Source organism: Bradyrhizobium sp. LTSP857 (assembly GCF_000938285.1).
GTDB lineage: Bacteria > Pseudomonadota > Alphaproteobacteria > Rhizobiales > Xanthobacteraceae > Bradyrhizobium.
In genome coordinates this window covers 11,626-31,426 of the sequence record NZ_JYMS01000025.1, presented here as the reverse complement: position 1 = coordinate 31,426, position 19,801 = coordinate 11,626, and the positions used below count along the sequence as shown (strand labels likewise).

The following is a 19,801-nucleotide window of genomic DNA, read 5'->3' as shown; positions in this document are numbered from 1 at the left end:
GCTGCCTCAATTTCGGAATTCCGACCGCCGGCGGGCAGTTCGAACACAGTTTTCGAGAAATTTGCGCCAACCCAACAAGGCTGGCGAAGTAACCTCGACTCGGGGCAGGTGCGGTGTTTAGTTAGCAGACGAACGAATGGTTCGGCGGATGCGCGCACAGCTGCAAAAATTCCTACCCGTTGTCCTGCTCGCGCTGGTGATGCAGGTGCTGGCCCCGATTGCCGCCTGCTGGGCGGCCGGCCAAGCCGTTACCGATCCGCTTTCTGCCGCCGTCATCTGTCACAGCACGAGCGAGCAGGGCGTTCCGAACGACCCGACGGGCGCGCCGACCGCGCATGCCGGTGCGTGCGCGCTGTGTTGCCTGGCGCAGGCCAACGCGTCGTTCGATTCGCCGCCGCAGGTCGCGCTCTCCATTCCTTTCCGCCACGCCGAACGCGTGGTGTGGCACGACGCGGATGCATCCGCTGTCGCCACCCATAAGGGCTCGAGCGCCCAGGCCCGCGGGCCTCCCCAGCTTTCCTGACGACCCTCGGTGTCGCCGCGGTCCGTCCGCCGGCGATTGATGTTGTCAATTGGCCGGCGATGACTGCCGGTGTCAGGAATGCCCCATGTTATCTCGTCATGCCCGCCGCGGCGTGAGCATCGTTGCCGTTCCGGCCGCGCTGCTCGCCTCGTCGAGCGGCGTTTTCGCAGAGAGCAGCGAGAGAGCGCTGCCGGCGGTGACCGTCGATGCACCCGTGACGGTGAAGCCCAAGCCGCGCAAGCCTGTGGCCCAAACGGCTGGAGCCTCGCGGTCGTCGGCAAAGCGGGTGGCCGAGCGGGCAGTCCCAGTGGCCGCGACCAATGACCAGGGTGCGGGCAGCGCCCGGGCCTCGCTAAATCCGCCGGCGGCCGTGGCGCGCTATCAATTGCCGCAGCGTTCCTTCAGCATCACGGCAAAACAGGCCGACGAAACCATCAACCTCAAGGACCCCGAAGACGCCGTCAAATACATGCCGAGCCTGTTCGTGCGAAAGCGCAACGATGGCGACAACCAGGCTGTGCTGGCGACGCGAAGCTGGGGCCTCAATTCCAGCGCACGCACGCTGATCTATTATGATGATCTCCTGATCTCGGCGCTGATCGGCAACAACAACTCCGGTGCCTCGCCGAAATGGAACTTGATCTCGCCCGAGGCGATCGGGCGGATCGATTTTCTCAATGGTCCGTTTGCGGCCGCCTATCCCGGCAATTCGATTGGCGGCGTGCTGCTGATCACTTCCAAGATGCCGGACAAGCCGTTTGCTGTGGCCAAGGAGACGGTCTCGGTGATGCCGTGGAATCAATACGGCACCAAGGACACCTACGTGACCAGCCAAACCAGCGCCGCTGCGGGCAATCGCGACGGCAAGCTGTCCTGGCTCGTCAGCGCGAACTATCTCGATAGCTTTCAGCAACCGCTGACGTACACCACCAACGCGACGTTCCCGGCTGGCACGACCGGCGGCTTTGCCGCACTCAACAAGACAGGGGGTGTTGCAAACGTTGTCGGCACAGGTGTGCTGGCGCATTCGCAGCAGACTTCGGGCAATCTGCGCCTCGCCTATGACATCACGCCGCTTGTACAGGCGACGTATTCGTTCGGTATCTGGAGCAATCATCAGACCTCCGATCCGCAAACCTATCTGAGATCAACCGCGACTGGCTTGCCCACGTTCGGCGGCGTCAGCAGTTTTGCCAGCAGCAAATACACCTGGGATCAGCTCCATGTGAGCAACGCTGTCTCGCTCAAGAGTGATACCAAAGGCGTGTTCGACTTTGACCTGTCGGCGTCGAGCTACAACTATCTCCAGGACACCCTGGTCAATCCCTTTACGGTCGCGTCGTCACCGGGCCTCGGCTATGCCCTGAACGGCAAGGTGACGCGGATGGACGGCACCAATTGGCAGAACGCCGATGCAAAGGGCATCTGGCGTCCATTCGGGATCGATGGGCCGCACGAGATCAGTTTTGGCGTGCACGGCGACCGCTACCGGCTGGAAAATCCGGTCTATGCCTCGACCGTCTGGTTCAACGCGCCTTCGACCGGCAACGGCCAGCTATATTCGACCGGCGTCGGCGAGACGCGCACCGAAGCGCTCTGGGTACAGGACGCATGGAAGATCACGCCGGTCGTCAAGCTGACGCTTGGCGGGCGGCTGGAGAACTGGCAGGCGGTCGAGGGTTTTAACCTCAACACCACGGCCACCAGCGCCGGCGTCATCACATCGGCCGTGCCGACGTGGCAGCCGGGGCTGTCCTCGACCAATTTCTCGCCGAAGGCGTCGTTGTCGTTTGATCCCAACAAGGACTGGAACGTTACTGCGAATTTCGGTGAGGCCTACCGCTATCCGACGGTGACCGAGCTCTATCAGAACATCAGTGTCGGCGGCGTTACCTATTTGGCCAATCCGCTCTTGTCACCGGAGCAGGATTTCAACGGCGAGCTCAATCTCGAGCGGCGCTGGGTTGATGGGCGGATACGGCTCACCGTGTTCGGGGAACGGACCAACAATGCACTGATCTCGCAGTCGACCACGGTGACCGATGCGGGCGGGGCGCAGTCGGTGCAGACGGCGGTCAGCAACGTTGCGGCCGTTCGCATGCAGGGCGTCGAATTGTCGGCCGACAAGGACAACGTGCTCGTGAGTGGCCTGCAAGTCTTTGGCAGCGTCACATACGTCGATTCCAGGATCATCTCCGATCCGAGCTGGAAGGGTCCGACCAGCGTCGTCGGCAAGCGCGTGCCTTTCGTGCCCGACTGGCGCGCCAAATTCGGCGTGACCTATCGGCCGAACGACAGCTGGGCCTATACGGTCGCGGCGCGATACAGCGGCAAGCAGTATTCGACGCTGGACAACTCGGATATCATCCCGCACGTCTATGGTGCCTTCGATGACTTTTTCGTTGTGGACTTGAAGATCCACTACAACGCGACGAAGAATTTCGCGTTCGACTTCGGCATCGATAATCTCTTCAACGAGCAGTACTTCCTGTTCCATCCGTTCCCGGGACGAACTTTCGTTCTCGCCGGCAAGTACACGTTCTGACGGATGGGGCGGTCTCCACGGCGACAAGAAAGGCAATCGACATGAACACACTCTTTCGTATCTTCGCGCTCGCAGTGCTCTCGGCTGTGGTGATCGCAGCTCCCGCCCGCGCCGATGATGTCAAAGCCGGCGACCTCGTCATCACCCAGGCCTGGAGCCGGGCGACGCCGGGCGGCGCCAAGGTCGCCGGCGGCTTCCTCACCATCGAGAACAAGGGCACGGAGCCCGACAAGCTCGTCAGCGTTTCGGCTGATATTGCGGGCAAGGCCGAGGTCCACGAGATGACGACGGACAATGGTGTGATGAAGATGCGCCCGCTCGACAAAGGCCTCGTCATTGAGCCCGGCAAGACGGTGAAGCTTGCCCCGGGCGGCTATCATCTGATGCTCCAGGATCTCAAGGGCGCGTTCAAAGAGGGCGAGAAGGTGCCGGTCACACTGGAATTCGAGAAGGCGGGCAAGGTTGCCGTGTCCCTCGACGTCCAGGGCGTCGGCGCCCAGGCGCCCGCCGGTGGTGGAAGCATGATGAAGAAAATGCCCGATCATTCGGGAATGAAAATGTAATGAGCCCGATCTAACTCCCCGGAGACCAAACATGTCGAAGACACCCTGGCTGATCCTGATGGCTGCGCTCGCCGCATCGCCTGCGGCGGCGCACGTCTATCTGGAAGGCAAGCAGGCCACGGTCGGCGCGTCCTACAAGGCCGTCTTCGCGGTGCCGCACGGCTGTTCGGGCTCGCCGACGGTCAAGATCCGCGTGCAGATCCCCGAAGGAGTCATCGCCGTGAAGCCGATGCCGAAGGCTGGCTGGAATGTCGATGTCGTCGAGGGCCAATATGCCAGTGAATACGACTATCACGGCAACAAGCTCTCCTCGGGAGCGAAGGAAGTGGTCTGGTCCGGCGGCAAGCTGCCGGACCACAATTACGACGAGTTCGTCCTCAGCAGCTTTCTCACCGACAGTTTGAAGCCGAACACGACGCTGTATTTCCCCGTAGTGCAGGAATGCGAGAAGGGCGTCAGCCGCTGGATCGAAATCCCGGCGGAAGGGGCAGGGCACTCGCACGAAGATAAGTCCCCGGCGCCGGGCGTGAAGTTGCTGCCCAAGCCGTAATGCGCCTAATCGCTGCGCTCGCGACACTGCTGTTGTTCGTCGGCTATTCGACCGGCGTGTTTGCGCATGCGGCTCTGATTGCGGTTGAGCCAGCCAGCGGCAGCCTCTTAAAGAGCGCGCCGAAGGCTGTCGAGCTGCGCTTCAATGAGGCGGTGATACCTGGCGCGATCCAATTGATCGATGGTACGGGCAGGGTGCGCGACGATGCGCGCGTCACCATTTCGGGCGAGAGCATCTCGGTTGCGATGCCGCCCGACCTGCCACAGGGCACGGCGGTTGTGAGCTATCGGGTGATCTCGCAGGATGGCCACCCCGTCGCGGGATCGGTGATCTTTTCGGTCGGCGCGCCGACGGCGACGAAGCCGCCGGCCAATGCGGACGGCGGGCTGAATGCGCTGATCTGGCTCACGCGGATCGGTCTCTATCTCGGGCTCTTTGTCGGTGTCGGCGGTGTGTTCTTCGCGCGCTGGATTGCGTGGTCGATGGCGGGCATGGCCGTGCCGCGCATCGCGCTTCTTGTTGGTCTCCCGAGCGCTGTTGCCTCTCTTGGCGTGTTGGGCCTCGATCTCCTCGGTCTGCCACCAGCGGCTCTCGTGACGGCGGCGCCCTGGACAATCTCATTCGCGACCAGCGCCGGCCCCGCCTTGCTGGTTGCCATTGCCGCGATGCTGCTCGCGCTGATGGCGCTGGGCCGCGCGTGGTACGCGCGCGCTCTTGCGGTCGTCGCGTTCGCCGGCGTCGGCCTGTCGCTCGCCATGACCGGGCACGCCGCGACGGCGCCGCCTGAGGTGCTGACGCGGCCGGCCATCTTCCTCCATGGCCTCGGCGTCGCCTTCTGGATCGGCGCGCTGGCGCCGCTGACAGTATTGGTGTCGAGACCGACGGCGGCGACATTGCCAGTCCTGAACCGCTTCTCGCGCATCGCCATGCCGGTCGTCGCAGTGCTGGCGCTGACGGGCCTGCTGCTTGCGATCATCCAGCTCGAAAGATTGTCAGCGCTGGTCGAGACCAGCTACGGCCTCATACTCTCGTTCAAGCTGTTGCTGGTCTTGTCCCTGCTGGGGCTTGCTGCTCTCAACCGCTTCCGGCTGACGCCTGCGCTGGCGAAGGATCAAAAGGCTACGTCCGTGCTCAAACGTTCGATCCTGCTCGAATGCGGGGCCGCGCTTGGCATCTTCGCCGTCGTTGCCGTCTGGCGCTTCACGCCGCCGCCGCGAACGATCGTTCCGGAGACGCCGCTGGCGATCCACATCCACACCGACAAGGCGATGTTCCAGGTGCTGGTGTCGCCGGGCAAGGCCGGCATCGACGATTTCGTGCTTCAGCTCATGACGGGAGAGGCGACGCCGCTGAAAGCCAAGGAGGCGACGCTGACGCTGAGCCTGCCCGAGCGGGGTATCGAGCCGATCGAGCGCGACGCCGAGCTCGGACCGGACGGCTACTGGCACGTGCGCAAGGTCGAGCTTCCCTTCGCCGGCCGCTGGCATGTGCGGATCGATGCGCTGGTGACGGACTTTGAGAAGATCACGCTCGAGGACGAGCTCGAGGTTGCGCCACCCTAGGCTCCACGCGGTTCGAGTCGAACCTGAAGTCGACGGAAAAATGACAGGAATTCCGCCGTGTTAGCGGCTTTTCCTCATTCCCGGTCTTGTGTTTTCGCTCCCAATCCGCTTTCACTGCAAGCCGTCGTTGATTCTTCGAGTGTTGCCATGCGGTTGTCGCGGTTCTTTCTGCCTATCCTGAAGGAAAATCCGAAAGAGGCGGAGATCGTCTCGCATCGGCTGATGCTGCGCGCAGGCATGATCCGGCAGGAAGCCGCCGGCATCTACGCCTGGCTGCCGCTCGGCTTTCGCGTGCTGAAGAAGATCGAGCAGATCGTGCGCGAGGAGCAGGACCGCTCCGGCGCGCTGGAACTGCTGATGCCGACGCTCCAGCTCGCCGACCTCTGGCGCGAGAGCGGCCGCTACGACGCCTATGGCCCGGAGATGCTGCGGATCGCCGACCGCCACAAGCGCGAGCTTCTGTACGGGCCGACCAACGAGGAAATGATCACCGAGATCTTCCGCGCCTATGTGAAGTCCTACAAGAACCTGCCGCTCAATCTCTATCACATCCAATGGAAATTCCGCGACGAGCAGCGTCCGCGCTTCGGCGTGATGCGCGGCCGCGAGTTCCTGATGAAGGACGCCTATTCCTTCGATCTCAACGAGGCAGCCGCGCGGGTCGCCTATAACAAGATGTTCGTCGCCTATTTGCGCACGTTTGCGCGGATGGGGCTGAGGGCGATTCCGATGCGCGCCGAGACCGGCCCGATCGGCGGCGATCTCAGCCACGAATTCATCGTGCTCGCCGAAACCGGCGAATCCGGTGTATTCATCAATCGCGATGTGCTGGACCTGCCAGTGCCGGGCGAGGATGTCGACTACAACGGCGATCTGACGCCGATCATCAAGCAATGGACCTCGGTCTACGCTGCGACCGAGGACGTCCACGACGCCGCCCGGTTCGAGCAGGAAGTGCCGGAAGAGAAGCGGCTCAACACCCGCGGTATCGAGGTCGGCCAGATCTTCTATTTCGGCACCAAATATTCCGAACCGATGAAGGCGATGGTGGCGGGTCCCGACGGCGTCGACGTGCCGATCCATGGTGGCTCCTATGGCGTCGGCGTCTCGCGCCTGCTTGGCGCCATCATCGAGGCTTGCCATGACGATGCCGGTATCAAATGGCCGGAAGCGGTGGCGCCGTTCCGCGCCGTGGTGCTCAACCTCAAGCAGGGCGACGCGGCGGTCGATGCGGCCTCCGAGAAGCTCTATGCCGAGCTCTCCGCCAAAGGCGTCGACGTGCTCTACGACGACACCGACCAGCGCGCCGGCGCCAAGTTCGCAGCCGCCGACCTGATCGGCATCCCCTGGCAGATCATGATCGGACCGAAGGGGCTGGCCGACGGCAAGGTCGAGCTCAAGCGGCGCAGCGACGGCTCACGCGAAACAATGTCCCCGGCGGACGCGGTTGCTCGCCTGGTCGGTTGAATAGTGTTCATCGCGCGATAATGGGCCGGCAATCCGGCCACAATTGACCCCGAATCATGGGATTATCAAGCGATGGATGAAACCATGACCGAAACCGTGCAGACCGCGCCTTTTGCGCCCTTCGAGTGGATGCTGTCGGCGCGCTATTTGCGGGCGCGCCGCAAGGAGGGATTCATCTCGGTCATCGCCGGGTTCTCCTTCCTCGGCATCATGCTGGGCGTCGCCACCCTGATCATCGTCATGGCCGTCATGAACGGCTTCCGCAAAGAGCTGCTCGACAAGATTTTGGGCCTCAACGGCCATATCCTGGTCCAGCCGTTGGAATCGCCGCTGACCGACTGGAAGGATGTCGCCGAGCGCATCAGTCAGGTCCAGGGCATCCGATTGGCTGCCCCCGTCGTCGACGGCCAGGCGCTGGCGTCCTCGCCCTGGAACGCCTCGGGCGTGCTGGTGCGCGGCATTCGCTCCGACGATCTCAACAACCTCACGTCGATCGCCAAGAACATCAAGCAGGGCTCGCTCGAGGGTTTTGACGACGGGCAGGGCGTCGCCATCGGCCGGCGCTTGGCCGACCAGCTGTCGCTGCATGCCGGCGACAGCGTGACGCTGGTGGCGCCGAAGGGCGCGGTGACGCCGATGGGCACCACGCCGCGCATAAAACCGTACAAGATCGTCGCGGTCTTCGAGATCGGCATGTCCGAGTACGATCTCGGCTTCGTCTTCATGCCGCTGGCCGAAGCACAGGCCTACTTCAACCGCAGCAGCGATGTCACCTCGATCGAGGTGTTCACGACCAATCCCGACAAGATCGATTCATTCCGCAAATCGGTGACGGAGGCCGCTGGCCGCCCAGTCTTCTTGGTCGACTGGCGGCAGCGCAACTCGACCTTCTTCAATGCGCTCCAGGTCGAGCGCAACGTGATGTTTCTGATCCTGACCATGATCGTGCTGGTCGCGGCGCTCAACATCGTGTCCGGCCTGATCATGCTGGTGAAGGACAAGGGCAGCGACATCGCGATCCTGCGCACGATGGGCGCCTCGCAAGGCTCGATCATGCGGATATTCCTGATCACGGGCGCCTCGATCGGCGTGGTCGGCACGCTGGTCGGGTTCGTCGTCGGGCTCGTGATCTGCCTCAACATCGAATCGATCCGGCAGTTTCTGTCCTGGCTCACCAGCACCGAATTGTTCTCGCCGGAGCTCTACTTCCTCTCAAAACTGCCCGCCGAGATCGATGTCGGCGAGACCACGGCCGTCGTTGTCATGGCGCTGACGCTGTCGTTCCTTGCGACGCTGTATCCGTCGTGGCGCGCCGCGCGCCTCGATCCCGTCGAAGCGCTGCGGTACGAGTGAGGGGCTGATGGAGCGGGAGCACGGGGCGGAAGATGTACCGGTCATTTATCTCCACGAGATAAAACGGCAGTACTTGCAGGGCGAGGCGGCGCTGACGATCCTCGACAACGCCAAGCTCGCGCTGTGGGCTGGACAGTCCGTGGCGCTGGTGGCGCCGTCGGGCTCGGGCAAGTCGACGCTGCTGCACATTGCGGGCCTGCTCGAAGCCCCCGATTCCGGAGAGGTCTATGTCAATGGCGCGCCGACCTCGCAACTGCCCGACATCGAGCGCACCCAGCTTCGCCGCACCGACATCGGCTTCGTCTATCAGTCGCACCGGCTGCTGCCGGAGTTCACGGCGCTGGAGAACGTGATGATGCCGCAGATGATCCGCGGCCTGAAGAAGTCCGAGAGCGTCAAGCGTGCCAAGGAGATCCTTGGCTATCTCGGCCTCGGCGACCGCATCACCCATCGCCCCGCGGAGCTGTCGGGCGGCGAGCAGCAGCGCGTCGCGATCGCGCGTGCTGTGGCGAATGCGCCGCGGGTGCTGTTCGCGGACGAGCCGACCGGCAATCTCGATCCGCACACCGCGGACCACGTGTTCCAGGCCCTGATGCAGCTCGTGAAGGCCACGCAAGTGTCGATGCTGATCGCGACCCACAACATGGAGCTCGCCGGCCGCATGGACCGGCGCGTGTCGCTGTCGAACGGCCAAGTGGTCGAGCTCGACTAAAAAAGTCGAAAACAACCCCATGCACAGTAGCCGGCCGTTGCCGGCTTCGATCGGGGTGACGTCTTCCAGCCATCTGATAGATCAGGCAAACCCGCTGCGACGGCGCATCGCCGCAGCGGCCAGGCCGGTTACGGCCGGATCACCGTCAATTTGAATGGCCCGCCATTGGCCGCGGCGTGCGTCACGGCGTCATTGGCATGGTCGAGATCGAACGCCGTCGTCTCGTACTCCTCCAGCCGCAGCAACCCGGATCGCACCAGCGAGATCAGGCGGTTCGCCGCATCCGGCGGGTACATGAAGACGCCGTGGATGCTGATGCAGTTGCGCATGATCCAGGGGTAGGGCAGCTCCAGGCCCGCGCCGCCGGCCATGCCAACGCCGCCCATCAGCACGACCCGGCCGTAAGCGCGCACCGTCATGATCGCCGCGCGTACCACATTCGTGCTCACCGAAGGCGGCATGATGTCGAACACGCAATCGATCGGGCCAGGTGCCGCGCGCTTCATCGCCTCGCGGTCGTCGTCCTCATTGCCGGTGAGCTTGACCGGCTTCACCCGCGCGCCGAAGCGGCGAACGAGATCGGCCAGGATTGTTTCGTTGCGGCCGGGCGTCACCACGCAGGCCGCGCCCATCGCGAGTGCGACCGACACCGCCGCGCTGCCGAAATTGCCGGTGGCGCCGCTCACCAGCACGGTCTCGCCCGGCTGAAGGTTGGCGGCGAGGAAGCCGCCATAGGGCACCAGCAGCGTTCCCAGCGCGCACCATTGCGTGGCCTCCTCGGATGTGATCGCGCCGAGCCGTTTGACGTTCTCGGTCGGCACCCGCATCTGCTCGGCAAACGAGCCGTGGCGAAAATGCTGTTGCAGGCGCATGCCGCCGGGACCGGCGGCCGTTAAACCTTGCAGGGCGATATCGGGCGCGACCGCGTCGTCGCGCGAGCGCACCGTCGGGTCGCAGTACACCCAGTCGCCGATCGCGAGCTTGGTTGCGTCCAGGCCGATCGCGCGCACCCGGCCGATGCCGCCGGGACCCGGGATGATCGGCAGTTCGAGCGCGTAATTGCGTTCGCCGCTGAAGACCTCGTTCATGTAGGACAGCACGCGCGTGGCGACGACGTCGACGATGACCTCGCCGGTGCCGAGCACCGGCTCCGGGGCATTCTCGATCACCAGCGGCGATCCGAAGGATTTAAGTACGGCAGCTTTCATGATGTTCACCTCAAAGTCGGGTGAAACCAATATGCGCCGCCTTTGCAGGGCTAGGAAGGCCTGGTATTATCCTAGTATTGTCCGGACCCTCCATCGAGGCAGTCATGATGGCCGACCCACGCCGCGTCGAATTCGGTGACTTCCTCAGGTCCCGCCGCGAAAAGCTGTCGCCGAAGACCGTCGGGCTTCCCGCAGGCCAGCGGCGGCGGACCGCAGGTCTCCGCCGCGAGGAGGTCGCGCAGCTCGCCGGCATCGGGGTCGACTGGTACATCCGCCTCGAGCAGGGCCGCACCGTCAGCCCGTCGGTCACCACCGTCGACGCGCTGGCGCGTGCGCTTCGTCTGACGAAGACCGAGCATGCGCATCTGAAGGCGCTCGCGCGCGACGGTGACAGACGTCCATTCGCGCCCGAAATCGTCCCGCCGCCCATCCGGCGCATGATCGAGAGTTTGAACCAGCCGGCCTACATCACGGGGCGGCGCTGGGACGTGCTGGCCTGGAACGGAGCTGCCGAGGAGATCTTTGCGTTCGGGCGCCTGCCGGAGGAGGATCGCAACACGCTGCTCCTGATGATGACCAACAAGCAGAGGCGAAAATCCTACGGTGCCGGGTGGGCCGACGTGGCCAAGGGCATGGTGGCGATGTTTCGCGCGACCCACGACGTCTGGGCGGGCGATCCTGCGTTTGTGGAATTGCTGGCGCGGCTGCGGCAGGGCAGTCCGGAATTCGTCAAATGGTGGGAGGCGCACGAGATCCGCAGCACGGCGTCGGGCCGCAAGACCATGAACCATCCCACCAAGGGCGTGCTGCATTTCGAGCACACGAGCTTCCAGGCCAACGACGATCCCGCGCTGAAGCTCGTGATTTATACGCCGGTGTGAGGGCGGAGACGCGCTGGCTTGTGGTGTCTTCGGCCCTGGTCCTATGATTACGCGCAGCGGCCAAGTTGCTGTCTGAGCCAGAGGTGACCGGGATCCTTGTCAAATCGAGAATGCCAGGTTGCGTGGAGGTTGAACCGTCGGGTCTCGAAGGGGAGAGGCAATGCGGTGAGCACGCCGGCGTACCTCATCAGAAATTTCTTCGGTAGCGTGCTGACCAGGTCGGTGGTCTGAAGGATCAGAGGCACGACGCTGTAATGTTGAACTGAAACGCTGACGCGTCGTTTGAGGCCCTGTTGCTCCAGAATATCGTCGACGAATCCGTGAAATCCGCCGCCATCTCCCGAAACGATCAGATGACTGAGCTTGACGTACTCTCTGACCGTTGGCCGCCGCAGACCGCGCGGATGATCCTTGCGTTGAGCCATCATGAATTCCTCGTCCAGCAACGGCTGGTGAGGCATGATGTTGGGGACGGCATTCCTGGAGACCAGGGCGATGTCGATTTCGCCGCTTTCCAGTTGATCGCTGAGTTTCGCAGAATCTACGCCTCGAAAGGCGAGGCGGATCTGCGAAAAGCCCTCGCCACGGATCAACGAGATCAGGCGCGATCCGACGATTGCGGTGGCGTTGTCATTGGCGCAGATGTTGAAAGTGCGATCCGAGCTGGCGGGGTCAAAGACATCAGGCTTCCTGAGGACGTCTTCCAGATGCTGCAAGGCGAGCCGTAGCGGCTCNGCTCGCGAAGCTCCGCGCCGCGCGGTGTCAGGACCATTCCCTTGCCCGATGCGGCAGGTGTCAGCAACTCGTCGCCGAAGATGTCGCGGAGCCGCGCAAGTTGCGCCGACAGGGCCGGCTGGCTGATCGCCAGACGTGCGGCAGCGCGTGTGATGTTCTTTTCGTCCAACATGATCCGAAGCGACACGAGCAGGGGAAGGTTATGTCCCTTGATATCCATCAAAATGATACCTCGTATATGACCTATCGATTTCAATTATCGGACGGCCGGTACCATAAACGCAAGGATGATCGATGCTCGCGACAGCGGACCAGCCGTTGCCGCTTTCGGGCGCTGCCTCGCCAGCTCAGGCCTTGGGAGACGACAAGATGCAGGAAACCGGTAAGGCTGCTGCCACGAGACTGTATGAATTGAGCACATACACCCTGAAGCCCGGCACGGTCGGCGACATGCTGAAGGCAGCGAGCAATTTGGAGCAAGACATCCGCAGGGATGCTTTCGGCCAGCTCGAGGGATATTGGTCGACCGACATCGGTCCGCTCAACCAGGTCAAGCAGCTGTGGAGTTACAGCGATTCCAATGAACGGGCACAGCTACAGGCAGAACTGACCAGCAATGAGCGCTGGGCCGCGGAATACGCTCCGCTGGTTTCTCCGCTGATTGTCCGCCAGGAGGTCCGCTTGCTCAAGGGGGCGGTGGGCCCAGTGCCGCCAGCGTTGGATGGAAATGTCTACGAACTTCGCAACTACCGCGTCAAAGACGGCGCGGTCGCTCAGTGGATCGATGCATTTCTCACCGGCCTTCCAGGACGTGAAAGGCATTCGAAGATCGTGGGACTTTGGCATACCGACGACGGAGGGCCGAGCGAGGTCTGTCACATCTGGGCATTTCCCAGCTTGAATGCGCGCGCCGAAGCCCGAGCCAATGCGTTGAAGGAGCCTGAGTGGCAGGACTTCCTCGCGAAGGGAGGTTCTCTTCTCGAGGAGATGCACACCACCATCATGCTGCCTGCGCCGCACTCGCCGCTAAGGTGAGTCCGGACGGCTGCGCCGGATCGGGCGAGTATCGCAATGGAGAGCCAGGATGTTCATCGCTTTCTTATTCAGTTTGATCCGCGTAGCTCGGGAGCGTCAGCTGTGCATTGCCGAGCTGTCGCAACTGCACGACCGCGAACTTTCCGACCTCGGCATTCGGCGGTCGGACATCCAACGCGTCGCATCAACGCCCGTCAACGCGCTGGTCTTGCCCTGCTCATGCTAATGCCACGCGCCGGTTGTGATGCAGTGGTCCATTATGGCGAGCAGACGCTAACTGCTTTTGATTCCGGTTCTCAGTGACGTTCGTTTCCGGCCCCTTAACGTACTTCGCCTTGCTTTGGTTTAGGTGCAAAAATCAAGAATTGCGCACCGTACGATTTGGGCCAAGAATGGGGGGAAGCGGAAGATCGATCCATGGAGAGTTCCATTTGGCGTCTATGTCTCTTACCGATCTCTACCGCGCCTACATCGACTGCCTGAACCGACAGGACTGGGACGAACTCGGGCAATACGTCGACGACGAGGTCGAGCATAACGGCCGACCGCTTAAGCTGTCCGGCTACCGTGACATGCTCGTCCAGGACTTCAAGGACATCCCCGATCTCCGCTTCAACATCCAGCTTCTGCTCGGTTCTCCCCCGTTCGTCGCCGCGCGCCTCGCCTTCAGATGCTCCCCAAAGGCGAAATTTCTCGGGCTGGACGTCAACGGGCGCATGCTCTCGTTTGCGGAGAACGTTTTCTACGAGTTCAGACTCTCCAAGATCGCGTCGGTTTGGTCGGTCATCGACAAGGCCGCCATCGAGGCTCAGCTTCCCGGGTAACGGGCAGCGCCCGCTTGTGCGGTGCTGCACGAGAATTCCGGTTCAACAATTCCAACGAGTTTGGCCCGTGCTAGAATTAGGTAGAAATCAACGCCGCTTGTCGTATGGGTCTGGGCGGGCGGTCATGGAGCCAAGGGCATGGATGAAGTCGAGATCGTCGATTACGATCCCCGATGGCCGCTCCTGTTTGAAGAAGAGGCCGAGCGGTTGCGCAAGGTCCTCGATCCATCATTGATCGTGGGACTCGAGCATTTCGGAAGCACTGCGATATCCGGCCTGTCTGCCAAGCCCATCATAGATATCCTGATCGCGGTCCGTTCATTGGCTGTCGCGCAAGCCACCTTTGTCGACGCGCTTCAAAGTCTTGATTACGTCTATTGGGCCGACAATCCGAAGAAGGATCGAATGTTCTTCGTCAAGGGCATGCCACCCTTTGGTGCGAGGCGCTCCCATCACGTGCATGTCACTGAGCCTGATGGAGAGATGTGGCAACGCCTGGCATTCAGGGGTTATTTGCGCGCGCATCCGGAGGAAGCGCGGACCTACGAACGGATCAAACGACGACTTGCCGCCGAACATCGAGCAGATCGGGAGGCATACACCGACGCCAAGTCGGTCTACGTCGATAGCGTGATGCAGAAGGCAATCAAGTAGGGACGTACGGTGTTGGCGCCAACGCGGACCGCGATCTCGTGGCTCGTCCCGAGACGCTACGCTACCGGTTCCTTGGGACGATCCGAATGGCTTCGGCCGTGCGGCGCCAGCGGTGGCGCTGGCCGTGTGGGAGGGTTCTGCGGTGACCCCGCGTCACTTCCAGAGGTGTTATCGGCCCGATCAGATCGGGCGTCGCGCCAGGCAACGATCCAGATCAGGAAACCCGCAAGCGCGAGCGCGGCGCCGACGGGACCTGTCGACGTCCAGCCGAACCCCTCGCGAATGGCAACGCCGCCCAGAAAGGGCCCGAGCGCATTGGCGGTGTTGAACGCCGAATGGTTGAGCGCGGCAGCGAGCGCCTGCGCGTCTCCCGCGACGTCCATGAGCCGCGTCTGAAGGATGGCTCCGAGCGAGACGCCGGCCCCGATTGCGAAGACGTCTGCCGCCAGTAGCCAAGGATTGTGGGCTGCAAGCGGAAAGACCAGCAGCGCGCCGGCTGAAAACAACAGGATGATGCCCGCTGTCGGCATCAGCGCGCGGTCAGCGAAGCGCGGCACGAACAGATTGCCGAGCGTGGCGCCGATGCCGAACACGGCCAGGAAGAAGGGAATGACCGCGGGACTGACCTTGGTGACCTCGATCAGTGTCGTCGCAAGATAGGTATAGACGGCGAACATGCCGCCGAAGCCGATGGCGCTGATCGCCAGCGTGATCCAGACGCGTCCGCTTCTCAGCGCCCCAAGCTCTCGCAGCGGATCCGACCTGCCGGCCTGGTCGCGCGGCGCGAACAGGGCGCAAAGCAGGATCGTCAGCAACGCCAGCACCGACACGAGGCCGAAGCTCGCGCGCCAGCCGACCGCCTGCCCAACCAGATTGGCCAGGGGCACACCGACGATCGTGGCGGAGGTCAAGCCCAGCATCAGGCGGCCCACCGCCTGTGAGCGACGATCGTTGGGAACGAGCGACGCCGCGACCAGCGCAGCGATGCCGAAATAGGCGCCATGCGGCAGGCCTGAGAGAAAGCGGGCCGCGATCATCCAGCCAAAGCCTGGCGCAAGCGCGGTGAGCCCATTGCCGAGTGCAAACACGGCCATCAGGGCCAGCAATTGCGTGCGCCGAGCGAACCGCGCGCCAAGCACGGCGATCAGAGGTGCGCCCAGCACCACGCCGAGGGCATAGGCGCTGATCGCGTATCCCGCGGTCGGCTCGTCGATCTTGAGGTCGGCGGCGAAAAACGGCAGCAAGCTCATGGATGCGAATTCGGTGGTTCCGATCGCAAACCCGCCCATCGCGAGCGAGAACAGGACGATGCCGAGATGATGGGGTGCTGAGGCCGCGGTCGGGGTCGCGCGGGGCGAGGTCGCTTGGGGCGATGTCGTCATGTGTCCTGCATTGGTGGCGTCAACGGGAACCAGCCCAGCGAACGTCGCCACCCCTGCAAGATTTGTCTGTCCTACTTAAACCCGGATCAGTCCGCGTCAACACCGGACCCCCAACGCAAGGCAGGCCGCATATCAGCGTCCCGATTTGCGTGAGGCCTTGACGTGCTGCATTTGGCGAGGCGCTACCTTCTGCGGCCTGTCTCCCACCTCAGTGGCCCCGTTTTGAAAATCACGTTGGCTTAATTCGCCTTGAAGCGGCAACCGTTCCGGTCCTGGAGCGTTAAGAACCGTCACCGCCCGGTTCGTGGCAGTTGCCGGTGATGAGAACGCCAGTCGCGCTCCCGCCCATAGAGGGAGCAGCACATGCGAAGCCGCATCAAGCAATCATCGACGCTCGGAGATCGCCTGAAGAAGGAGGCGAGGAATTTGCGCAAGCAAGCTGAAGGAATGCCACCCAGCATCCGCCGCGACGAGCTTCTGAGGAAGGCTGGGCAAGCGGAGACGGCTGCTCAGATGGATGAGTGGCTGGCCCCTTCCGGTCCGCGGACGTCGGAATAGGTCCGAGCTGGCACAAACTGCATATGCGCAAGTCGCACCCATAGGTTTTAATGCGTCTCAGCCGTCCAGGGCTTAGCCGTCCAGCAAGACCAATATGGGAGTGCGCTCAATGACCGGCAGCAACAAGACACCAAGCCAATCAAACTCGCCGTCAAAGGTTGACCGTCGCAGCCTGTTGCTCGGTACCTCAACGTTGGTGGCCGCATCCGTTTTGACCTCCGAAGCATTGGCGCAGGCGCAGAAAGCAGCACCCGTGCAATCCAAGCAGGGCGCGTCGACACCGCCGGTGACCACGAAGCCGAACATCCTCTTCATCATGGGCGACGATATCGGCTGGTTCAACGTCAGCGCCTACAACATGGGGATCATGGGCTATCGGACGCCGAACATCGACCGGATCGGCAGGGAAGGTGCGATCTTCACCGACTGGTACGGCCAGCAGAGCTGCACGGCGGGACGCGTCGCCTTCATCACCGGCCAGTCGCCGATCCGAACAGGTCTGACAAAGGTTGGCTTGCCGGGCGCGGAACTCGGTCTTAATCCGCTCGATCCATCTGTCGCCGACGTCATGAAATCGCTTGGCTACGCCACCGGCCAATTCGGCAAGAACCACCTGGGCGACCGCAACGAGCATCTGCCGACGGTGCACGGCTTCGACGAGTTTTTTGGCAATCTCTATCACCTGAATGCCGAGGAGGAGCCACAGAATGCGGATTACCCAAAGGACCCCCGCTTCCGCGGCAAGTTCGGGCCGCGCGGCGTTCTCAAGTGCAAGGCGAGTGATCGCGACGATCCGACTGTTGATCCTGCCTTTGGTCGCGTGGGCAAACAGATCATCGAAAATACCGGGCCGTTAGATACCAAGCGCATGGAGACGGTAGACACGGAGTTCCTGGCGGCGGCCAAGGACTTCATCGGCCGTCAACAACAGGCTGGAACACCCTGGTTCTGCTATTTCAATTCAACGCGGATGCACGTCTTCACGCACTTGAAGCAGGCCTCTCAGGGCAAAACCGGGCTCGGCCTCTACCCTGACGGCATGGTGGAGACCGACGGGCACGTCGGTGAACTCCTGAAGCTCGTTGACGACCTCGGCGTCGCCGACAACACCATCGTCGTCTACACGACCGACAACGGTGCCGAAGTTTTCACGTGGCCCGACGGCGGCGCAACGCCCTTCAAAGGCGAAAAGGCCACCAATTGGGAGGGCGCCTTCCGCGTTCCTTGCCTGATCCGGTGGCCAAGTGTGATCAAGCCGGGCACGATCGTCAACGACGTGTGTGCACACGAAGACTTCATCCCGACTTTCGCCGCCGCTGCGGGCGAACCCGACCTGGTTGAGAAGATCCGGACGGGCCACACGATGAACGGCAGGACCTTCAAGGTCTATCTCGATGGCACGAACCTGCTGCCATATTTCAAGGGCGACGCAAAAGAATCGCCCCGCCAGGAATTCCTCTATTGGAGCGACGACGGCGACCTGATGGCCATCCGGGTTCGAGACTGGAAGATCGCCTTCATGGAGCAGAACAACGAGGTGAACCCCAAGGTGCCCGTTGGGCCTTGGCAAGGCCAGTTTACGAAGCTGCGTATGCCGAACCTGTACAATCTCCGTGCCGACCCCTTTGAGCGGAGTACGACCAGCATCTATTACGGCGACTGGCTCGCACGTCGCTCGTTCCTGCTGGTTCCGGCGCAGGCCGTCGTTGCCAGATACCTGGAGAGCTTCAAGGAGTTTCCACCGCGTGCCAAGGCGGCGAGTTTTACGGTCAGCGACGCGATGGACAAGATCATGGAGAGCGCGACCAAGAACTGACGGCGTCGTTTCATATCCACACTCCATCTTGGAGTGTTGCGCCAATCGGTTGAACCCGCCACGCCCCTTGCGCTTACGGCGATGGCGCGGCCGGAGGCGTTGCGCTGACGGTCGGCCACGGGGGTGCCGGCCACGGGCTCTTCGGGACGGCTGTCGCCGACGCGCACGACGCCACAAGCTGCGTCCACACCGGCGCCAGGCTCGTCATCTCGATGTCGAATCTTGTTGTGTCCGCCTGTCCGTCCGGCAAGGGCGTGGTTTCGCGGACCTGGAGATAGCGCGACGCCAGGATCGCCTTGACCATGTCGGAGTCGACGGCGCCGCTCCAGACCTCATACTTGCCGACGCGCAGCGGAATTCCTCCGGCTTCCGCGTTCGTGTCGGCGCTCGCCGCCATCTGGATCGTGCTTTTGCCGACGGTGGCCTCGTCGATCTCGCCCGCGAATCTCAGCGGCACGCGATCCCTGGTTTCGCAGGACAGACGCCATTCCATCGCCCGGAACGAGGAGCCGCTGTCCTTCTTCATCATCGCGAACTTGCTGATGGAGGGCCGCGCTCCCTTCTCCAGCGTCCACATCGTTTCGGCCAAATTTCGCGTATCGATTCCGAACCGATAGAGCTCGGGTCGCGTCAGCGTGTGCGGGTTCTCGAACTTCACTGTCCGGATCAGATCATCAAGCTCGTGGCTGATCCCCATCGCCGCCATGAACGTCGTGCGCGCGCGATTGGAGGTCTCGATCTGACGCTGCCTGGCGTCCGCGAGCAATTTCGCTGGTGGATGCCCGTGGATGAGGAGCATCAGCCTGGAATTATGGACCGCCATCGCAGCGTCAGGCGCCACTTCGCGAGATGTCGCCCCGAGAAACAGGTAGCCGCAGGCCGAGTTGCACATCGCGTTGCGGGTGGTGAGTTCGGCCTCGACTTCGCCGCTTGCGTTCTTGATCTTCAGGCACGCGGCGTCCTGCTGCGTGCCCGCGGCGCACGCCGTCACGATCGTGCGGCCGACGCGCGCGACCGCCTTGCGACTGCGCAGCAACCGCCCGATGACGTAGGACTGCTCCACGTTTCCGCCGGGCGAGTGAAGGTAGATCGGACGCTGCGTGTCCTTGACGCCGGCGAGGAAGCGGCGAACCCGCGGCGCGGCGTCCTGGTCGACCTCGCCCTCGATGGCGATCCAGCGGTCGCAGCCCGGCCCGCACGCGTCAGGGGCCCCCTTGGCAAGATAGATCGTCAGCCTGTGCGCAAATGGAGCCTTCTCGGCCGCCGTTCCTTCCGCATGCAATGCGCCGGGGATCGACAGCGAGGCCAGGAGAACCAAAATACGGGCAAGCATGAAGTGAGGGGACCACGCGCGGTGAATAACAGGTGCTGACGATACACAATGATCGGGGCGTTCACAACTTTTGGTAGCGTGTTGACGCGCCGTTTATCTC

At 62.7% G+C, this 19,801-nt stretch carries 20 protein-coding genes; 15 read left to right on the top strand and 5 right to left on the bottom strand.

The annotated features are described in order from the left end of the window. The first annotated feature begins 148 nt into the window (after nt 1-148). From UP06_RS13565 to UP06_RS13530, 8 genes are all read left to right on the top strand, one after another. Complete coding sequence (locus UP06_RS13565; RefSeq protein ID WP_197087220.1) at nt 149-523, top strand: DUF2946 family protein; 375 nt, start codon at nt 149-151, stop codon at nt 521-523. Between the two features lie 85 nt (nt 524-608). Next, a complete protein-coding gene (locus UP06_RS13560) occupies nt 609-3,068 on the top strand; it encodes a TonB-dependent receptor (RefSeq protein WP_045003081.1) in 2,460 nt (819 codons plus the stop codon). A 41-nt stretch (nt 3,069-3,109) separates the two neighbouring features. Next, nucleotides 3,110-3,631: a copper chaperone PCu(A)C gene (locus UP06_RS13555; RefSeq protein WP_045003080.1), complete on the top strand. Its 522-nt coding sequence runs from the start codon at nt 3,110-3,112 to the stop codon at nt 3,629-3,631. 31 nt (nt 3,632-3,662) lie between these two features. After that, nucleotides 3,663-4,181, top strand: a complete 519-nt coding sequence (locus UP06_RS13550; RefSeq protein WP_045003079.1) for a YcnI family copper-binding membrane protein — start codon at nt 3,663-3,665, stop codon at nt 4,179-4,181. Next, the gene (locus UP06_RS13545) at nt 4,181-5,743 is read left to right on the top strand and encodes a copper resistance CopC/CopD family protein (protein WP_045003078.1); all 1,563 of its coding nucleotides are present in this window, start codon (nt 4,181-4,183) and stop codon (nt 5,741-5,743) included. Before UP06_RS13550 ends, UP06_RS13545 begins: the two co-directional genes overlap by 1 nt. Nucleotides 5,744-5,890: 147 nt before the next feature. Continuing rightward, nucleotides 5,891-7,210 (top strand): proline--tRNA ligase, encoded by a 1,320-nt coding sequence (gene proS / locus UP06_RS13540; RefSeq protein ID WP_045003077.1) that lies wholly within the window; start codon nt 5,891-5,893, stop codon nt 7,208-7,210. A 72-nt stretch (nt 7,211-7,282) separates the two neighbouring features. Then, nucleotides 7,283-8,563, top strand: coding sequence for a lipoprotein-releasing ABC transporter permease subunit (locus tag UP06_RS13535; RefSeq protein WP_045003076.1), 1,281 nt, complete (start codon nt 7,283-7,285; stop codon nt 8,561-8,563). A 7-nt stretch (nt 8,564-8,570) separates the two neighbouring features. Continuing rightward, the gene (locus tag UP06_RS13530) at nt 8,571-9,275 is read left to right on the top strand and encodes an ABC transporter ATP-binding protein (RefSeq protein ID WP_045003075.1); all 705 of its coding nucleotides are present in this window, start codon (nt 8,571-8,573) and stop codon (nt 9,273-9,275) included. Nucleotides 9,276-9,403: 128 nt separating this feature from the next. Here UP06_RS13530 and UP06_RS13525 read toward each other — a convergent pair whose 3' ends face one another. Next, a complete protein-coding gene (locus UP06_RS13525; protein ID WP_045003209.1) occupies nt 9,404-10,483 on the bottom strand; it encodes a zinc-binding dehydrogenase in 1,080 nt (359 codons plus the stop codon). Nucleotides 10,484-10,590: 107 nt separating this feature from the next. Between UP06_RS13525 and UP06_RS13520 the strand changes: the two genes are divergently transcribed. Beyond that, complete coding sequence (locus UP06_RS13520) at nt 10,591-11,364, top strand: helix-turn-helix transcriptional regulator (protein WP_045003203.1); 774 nt, start codon at nt 10,591-10,593, stop codon at nt 11,362-11,364. Between the two features lie 47 nt (nt 11,365-11,411). Here UP06_RS13520 and UP06_RS13515 read toward each other — a convergent pair whose 3' ends face one another. Together UP06_RS13515 and UP06_RS41850 are read right to left on the bottom strand one after the other, a co-directional pair. After that, nucleotides 11,412-11,957 (bottom strand): LysR substrate-binding domain-containing protein, encoded by a 546-nt coding sequence (locus UP06_RS13515; protein ID WP_245305477.1) that lies wholly within the window; start codon nt 11,955-11,957, stop codon nt 11,412-11,414. A gap of 142 nt (nt 11,958-12,099) precedes the next feature. Further along, on the bottom strand, nt 12,100-12,271 hold a 172-nt coding region (locus UP06_RS41850; RefSeq protein ID WP_245305476.1), incomplete at its 3' end, for a helix-turn-helix domain-containing protein. A gap of 122 nt (nt 12,272-12,393) precedes the next feature. Here UP06_RS41850 and UP06_RS13510 point away from each other — a divergent pair. The 4 genes from UP06_RS13510 (at nt 12,394) to UP06_RS13500 (ending at nt 14,612) form a co-directional block, all read left to right on the top strand. Continuing rightward, nucleotides 12,394-13,134: an NIPSNAP family protein gene (locus UP06_RS13510; RefSeq protein WP_245305472.1), complete on the top strand. Its 741-nt coding sequence runs from the start codon at nt 12,394-12,396 to the stop codon at nt 13,132-13,134. A gap of 49 nt (nt 13,135-13,183) precedes the next feature. Further along, nucleotides 13,184-13,360 carry a DUF1127 domain-containing protein gene (locus UP06_RS39835; protein WP_082081388.1) on the top strand — a complete coding sequence of 59 codons (177 nt, stop codon included), beginning with the start codon at nt 13,184-13,186 and terminating at the stop codon, nt 13,358-13,360. A 214-nt stretch (nt 13,361-13,574) separates the two neighbouring features. Continuing rightward, nucleotides 13,575-13,958, top strand: a complete 384-nt coding sequence (locus tag UP06_RS13505; RefSeq protein WP_082081387.1) for an ester cyclase — start codon at nt 13,575-13,577, stop codon at nt 13,956-13,958. Nucleotides 13,959-14,096: 138 nt separating this feature from the next. After that, nucleotides 14,097-14,612: a GrpB family protein gene (locus UP06_RS13500; RefSeq protein WP_045003073.1), complete on the top strand. Its 516-nt coding sequence runs from the start codon at nt 14,097-14,099 to the stop codon at nt 14,610-14,612. Between the two features lie 56 nt (nt 14,613-14,668). Here the strand turns inward: UP06_RS13500 and UP06_RS13495 are convergent, their stop codons facing one another. Further along, entirely contained in the window at nt 14,669-15,994 is a 1,326-nt protein-coding gene (locus UP06_RS13495; protein WP_045003199.1) for an MFS transporter, read from the bottom strand. A gap of 363 nt (nt 15,995-16,357) precedes the next feature. On the opposite strand from UP06_RS13495, the gene UP06_RS39830 reads away from it, so the two are divergent. After that, a complete protein-coding gene (locus UP06_RS39830; RefSeq protein WP_045014086.1) occupies nt 16,358-16,552 on the top strand; it encodes a hypothetical protein in 195 nt (64 codons plus the stop codon). Nucleotides 16,553-16,661: 109 nt separating this feature from the next. Beyond that, nucleotides 16,662-18,368 carry an arylsulfatase gene (locus tag UP06_RS13490; protein ID WP_045003072.1) on the top strand — a complete coding sequence of 569 codons (1,707 nt, stop codon included), beginning with the start codon at nt 16,662-16,664 and terminating at the stop codon, nt 18,366-18,368. A 73-nt stretch (nt 18,369-18,441) separates the two neighbouring features. Here the strand turns inward: UP06_RS13490 and UP06_RS13485 are convergent, their stop codons facing one another. Then, nucleotides 18,442-19,701 carry a hypothetical protein gene (locus UP06_RS13485; RefSeq protein ID WP_045003071.1) on the bottom strand — a complete coding sequence of 420 codons (1,260 nt, stop codon included), beginning with the start codon at nt 19,699-19,701 and terminating at the stop codon, nt 18,442-18,444. Nucleotides 19,702-19,801: the final 100 nt, after the last annotated feature.